Here is a 5,469-nt window from a genome sequence, read left to right as displayed (position 1 = left end):
AGCGGGCTGCTCACGATCGTCTGAATTCAGTGCTCACGATCGCGCGAAATCGATGCTCACGATCCGTGAAATCCGCATTGTGAAGTGCGGATTTCGTTGGGTGCACCGCGCAGATGTGCGTGAACCCGAGGAAGTCGAACGTCTTCGGGCGGCGTTGCCCCGGCGCGAGAGGCGCTCGGCCGCGTACCGTCCAAATTTCAGAATCCGGGTCTTCTCCTCATTTAGCGAAAGACCGAACTCCGCTATTCGCTCACGCAGGGCGTCGAGAAGGCGTAGGACCTCGGTTTTATTTCGAAGCCCATAAGACTGCCGCCGGCATAGCTGCCGCTGCTTCTCCACTCGTGGGTCCAGAGGTCGAAGACGTGATGCACATTCATATTTACGAAGAGCGGCGGGAGCACCGCCCGTTGCCGCGTACTTACTCGTGCTACGGGCTTCGATCTGAATTTTCATTGCACGCAAGGAACTCGCAACTGACGGCATTTCTGATTCTAGAGTGGCCAAGTTCAGAAACATGGCGAAGAAGCCCGCGCACTACATCGCACAGGCGAATCGAAAAAGATTCGGGATTAGCGGGATGAAGGAGATCGTCACGTGACAACGCCAGCGGTCAGCCGCTTGCGTATCAAATCAATCGCAAGAGCCGGAGGTCTGACGGAAGATGAGTTCCTGCCCGCCGCCGTGCATTGCCCGTCAGTAGCGGATCCGGCGCTGCAAGGAAGGCGCCGCGCTTTGGCAGGGGAGCGGAGCTGGTCGGCGACGCAGCGCCATTACGCCCGCGCGTCCTCGGCATCGTCCTGGGCGCACACCGTGGCGATGAAGGCGGAGACGAGGCGCCGTGCGCTCTTGCCGGCACGTGCCAGCGCATTGCGCATGAAGTGGACGCGGCAGCGCTAGTGGCGTTGAGAACTTCGCCGACCGTGGCCGTGATCCCTCATGAGTATCGGAGACGACGAGCCCGTAGCCCCGCAGGCCGCGGCGGACGAGCTTGCGCAGGAGCGCGGCCCAGAACGTCTCGGCTTCGGATGGGCCGACGTCAATGCCGAGCGCCTCACGCCGGCCGTCGCTGTTAACTCGACGCGATGGTCACCGCGACCGAGACGATGCGCCCCTGCTGACGCAGCTTCACGTACGTGGCCGATCCACAGATAGGGCCGATCGCCCTAGAGCGGGCGGTTGAGGAAGGCCTTCACGTTGTCGCCGATCTCACTGCACATGCCGCGCCGGTCATGCCTTCGACCACCAGCGCCATCAGCCGGAGGCCGAGTGTGTTCCCTAGTCACGAAGGCAGCATGAGCATCGTCGTTATGCGAGACGATGCCGCTCCGTCGGGGTCGATGGCCGCATCACGCATGGAAGGCAATCATCGGAACATGAGAGGCCCGATCGGGTCCACTGGATTGGTCTCCAGTGGGGGACAGCGGCGAGGCACTGCCAGAGCCGCGGTCCGAGCTGAGGTCGGGAGTCGGACTGGTCCATAGTACCTGTGAAGTCGTCGAAGGAAACGAGACGTATGGAGGGAAGGGGCCAGCCCGAGGGGAGCCCGCGCGAGAAGGCCAGGGTCCGGACACAGAGCCGGGTTGCCTTGCCGCCGAACCTCGATCGGGTGAACGCGGCGGCCAAGCGGGCTGCCCAAACCCGGTTCACGGCCTTGCTGCACCACATCGACGAGGACGCTCTGCTTCGGGCGTTTCGACGACAAAAGCGGCAGGCCAGCGCGGGGGTCGATGGGGTAACGATGGCGAAGTACGAAGAGGGGCTCACGGATAACATCCGCGACCTCTGCGGACGGGTCCACACTGGTCGCTACCGGCCACAGCCGGTGCGGCGAGTCTACATCCCCAAAGCCGATGGCGGTAAGCGGCCTCTCGGTGTGCCGGCGCTCGAGGACAAGATCGTCCAAAGCGCGGTGGCCGAGGTGTTGAGCGCCGTCTATGAGGCCGACTTCCTTGGGTTCTCCTACGGCTTCCGGCCGGGGCGGAATCCTCATATGGCGCTTGATGCCTTGCATACGGCGATCATGAGCCAGCGTGTGAACTGGGTGCTCGATGCCGACATACGCAGCTTCTTCGACTCGGTCGACCACGAGTGGCTGTTGCGGATGGTGGCGCACAGGATCGCCGATCCTCGCATCCTACGGCTCCTCGAGCTGTGGCTGCGGGCCGGTGTTCTTGAGAGCGGCGAGAAGCGAGAGACGGACAGGGGCACGCCGCAAGGGGCAGGCATCAGCCCGCTCCTTGCCAACATCTTCCTGCACTACATCCTCGATCTCTGGGCCCACCAATGGCGTCGTCGTCATGCCCGCGGTCGCGTCGTGACCGTGCGCTATGCGGACGACTTCGTCATGGGCTTCGAGAGCAAGGCAGATGCGCAGGAAATGCTCTTGGCCCTCAAGGTGCGGCTGGCCAGCTTTGGCCTGATGCTTCATGAGGGCAAGACGCGGCTGATCGAGTTTGGCCGGTTCGCGGCCGTCTCGCGTCAGCGGCGCGGCGAGCGGCGACCAGAGACCTTCGCCTTCCTCGGCTTCACCCACTACTGCGGGCGGACCCGAGATGGCCGGTTCATCGTGAAGCACAAGACGGAAGGGAAACGCCTGACGCGCAAGCTGACGGCGTTGCGCCAGGACGCCTGGCGGCTCATGCACGCGCCACTGGCCACGCAGCACGAGCGGTTCGCCGCCGCACTGCGCGGGCACTACGGCTACTATGGCAGGCCGCACAATTATCCAGCGCTCAACGGCTTCTACCGCGAAGTGCGTCGGATCTGGCTACGTTGTCTGAGACGACGCAGCCAGAAAAGTCGGCGCATGGGCTGGTCGGAGTTCGACACCCTGACGGCACGCTTCCCTCTGCCCGTTCCACGCATCACTCGCACTTGGGCGCAGGCGCGGATATGACGCGGGTTACCCTCGGGAAGAGCCGGGTGCGGGAAATCCGCCCGCCCGGATCTGTGAGGGCGAAAGCCAAATGGCTGAGCTACTCGACCGCGCCTCTCTTGCTCTGCAGAGTGCGGTGCTGCCGAATGCTTACTTGATCGATAGCTGCTTGAGATCATGGTGGCACTGGAAAGGTCGGATTTGCTCACCGCCCGGCATCGTTGAAGCGTGCTTCTAAGATCTCCGGAAGGAGGATCAGACGTGGTTTTAGGTCCGCCTGAGCAGCTGTCCGAGGTGCCGACGAGCCCCTCATTCAGCCAAATTGTGGCTGATGGAAGAGAAGAACGCGGCTTCCCGGTAGGCTCTCTGCCGTGTAGAGCTGACCGTGGATAAAAAAAGCGGTCATTGGGACGTCCCGGCTCGGCAGAAGGCCTAGATTCTGCAATATGTCGATCACGGCGGGCGAAGCCTCTTGGGAGGCGTGCGTCCAGCCGTCGCCCAAGAACTCTCCCAGTTCAGGCACTTGCGGGACTGGCTGATGGCCTGATGCAGGTGCGGCAGACGGCAGAGGAAGGTTCGGCGCCAGCGCCGAGGGAGCGTCCCTACTCCATTCGAACGGAGCCGCCGAATCAAGCCCTGGCGCAAGACCGCCGTAGATATCTGAGGAAGTCCTCAGTGCCGCAGGCCTAGCTTCGCCCGGCAAAGCGGGCCGAGGGTGATGAATGAGCTGAACGTCCTTGGGCCCTTCCGGTCCCAAGATGGCCGTGTAGCGTTCGCCGCCGATCTCAAAGTTCATGATTGGATGTTCCACAACAGGCAAGAAGTCCCACTCGCCTAACTTGGACAGCATCTCGTCGGGGGCCGGCTGGGTGCGATGGGAAAAATTCTTGGGAACGGCGAAAGAAACATCAAACGTATCGCCGACAGCGGGCGACAGCAGATGGACGAGCTGAACATCGTTGAGCCCTCCCGGTCCCAAGACGGCCATATAGCGCTCACCTCGAATGTCGTAGGCCTTTACCCGCTGTGCTGCATCCGGCAAGAGGCCCCAGCGGCGAAGCCTGTGCATCATATTCGGCGCGGCCTGAGTCCCGTGGGAGAAATGTTCGGGAACGCTCAAAGACGCATCAAAGGCTTCGCCGGCTGCTGCGATCGTCTGCTCAAGGGTGGTCTGCGCCGCAGCGCCTTCGTTCATCATCTGTCCAGAGTGGTCTTCAGAGGCGAAATCGGGCTGCCGCAAGCTCGGATGCCAAGCAGGGGCATCGAAAGGCGCTTCTTGAGCAACACTCTGCGCTGGCGAGGGAACGGTTGGACTCATCGTTGGCCAAGGCATCAGCGCATCGAAGGTCGGCGTTGGCAAAAGGTTCTCGCGGTCCGCTGCATCGAAAAGCGCGTCCTGAGGGACACTTTGCACCGGCGAGTGGATGATTGAACTCATCATTGGACCAGGCACCAGTGCATCGAAGGTCAGCGCGCGAAAGAGGTTCTCGCGACCCTCGGCATGGAAAAGCGCGTCCCGAGGGACACGTTGCACCGGCGAGGGAATGGTTGGACTCATCGTTGGCCAAGGTACCGGCGCATTGGAGGTCGCCGCCGACAAAAGGTTCGCACGATCCGCGGCATCGAAAAGCGCCTCCTGATCGACACTTTGCACCGGCGAGTGAACCATTGAACTGACCGTTGGCCCAAGCATGGTCGCCGGCAAGAAGCTCTCGGCTTCTGCAGCATCGAAAAGCACGTCCTGGGCGACACTTTCCGTAGGCGAATGGACGGCCAACCCCACTCCATGCCAGACCTGCGGAGCATTGAACCCCGGCGGCCGTGAGCTGCGCTCATCTGCATCGTCCCCAATCGGCTGCTCATCGGCCGGCATAGCTGAGGGGGTGGACGGCTGGATGACCTGGCGCGAACTGCCTCCTTCTCCGCCTAAATTGGTCTGCAGGGTAATGGCGCGATAGTCCCGAAGGCCATTCAAGGCGGAGATGAGCATCTTGTCCTTCGGGAACAACCTATCCGCGTGTCCGAGCAGTTTATCATCACTGAGGTCGGCAATGGACAAGGGTCGGAGCGCTACCGCCAACTTCCGCAGTCCGCTCGCATAGCTCTCGGCCGTTTTCCTGCCGATCTGTCGACCAAAACCTGCCTCGGCGGCATCCCTGATAAGACCCTCATCTTCCCTGGAAGGACGATAATGTGTTGAGAGGGGGCGAGCGTTGGCGTCGGGCTCGCGGTACCGACTGATCATTAACAATGCTGGCGCGATGACCCTGTCGTTTGGCAGCAGCTTCCTAGCGTTAGCGAGTAAGGCATCGTCATCGAGCCCAGCAATTGATTTGCCGGACTTCTTCAGCCCCTCGGCGAATTTGCGAAGCCGACGATCATAAATTTTGACGGTGGTCTCACTCGGCGGCGGCCCTCCATTGAGAGCAGCGGCCGATGCCGCCTGGATGAGGTGATCGTCTTCCTCAGTGACATCATGAAGCGCCGCGTGCGGATATACAGGGCCCGCCTCTCGCACGCCTGCCAGGTGCTGCTCAAACGCCACATGCTTTTGATCCGGCTGTTCCACGGCGGCATCCGACGCAGCGGACGCC

Annotated in this window: 2 protein-coding genes and 1 pseudogene; 1 reads left to right on the top strand and 2 read right to left on the bottom strand. The window is 62.0% G+C overall.

All coding sequences use genetic code 11. The features are described from left to right. Positions 1-773: 773 nt before the first annotated feature. Positions 774-1,214, bottom strand: a pseudogene (locus tag IF809_RS37875) (transposase); the annotation flags it as partial. A 272-nt stretch (positions 1,215-1,486) separates the two neighbouring features. On the opposite strand from IF809_RS37875, the gene ltrA reads away from it, so the two are divergent. Beyond that, the gene (ltrA, locus tag IF809_RS37870; protein WP_028170458.1) at positions 1,487-2,896 is read left to right on the top strand and encodes a group II intron reverse transcriptase/maturase; all 1,410 of its coding nucleotides are present in this window, start codon (positions 1,487-1,489) and stop codon (positions 2,894-2,896) included. 292 nt (positions 2,897-3,188) lie between these two features. Here the strand turns inward: ltrA and IF809_RS37865 are convergent. Continuing rightward, on the bottom strand, positions 3,189-5,469 hold a 2,281-nt coding region (locus tag IF809_RS37865), incomplete at its 5' end, for a hypothetical protein (protein ID WP_462840020.1).

This window comes from Bradyrhizobium sp. UFLA06-24 (assembly GCF_054967145.1).
Note: the sequence above shows the minus strand (reverse complement) of the source record. Positions and strands in the feature narration are given on the sequence as shown.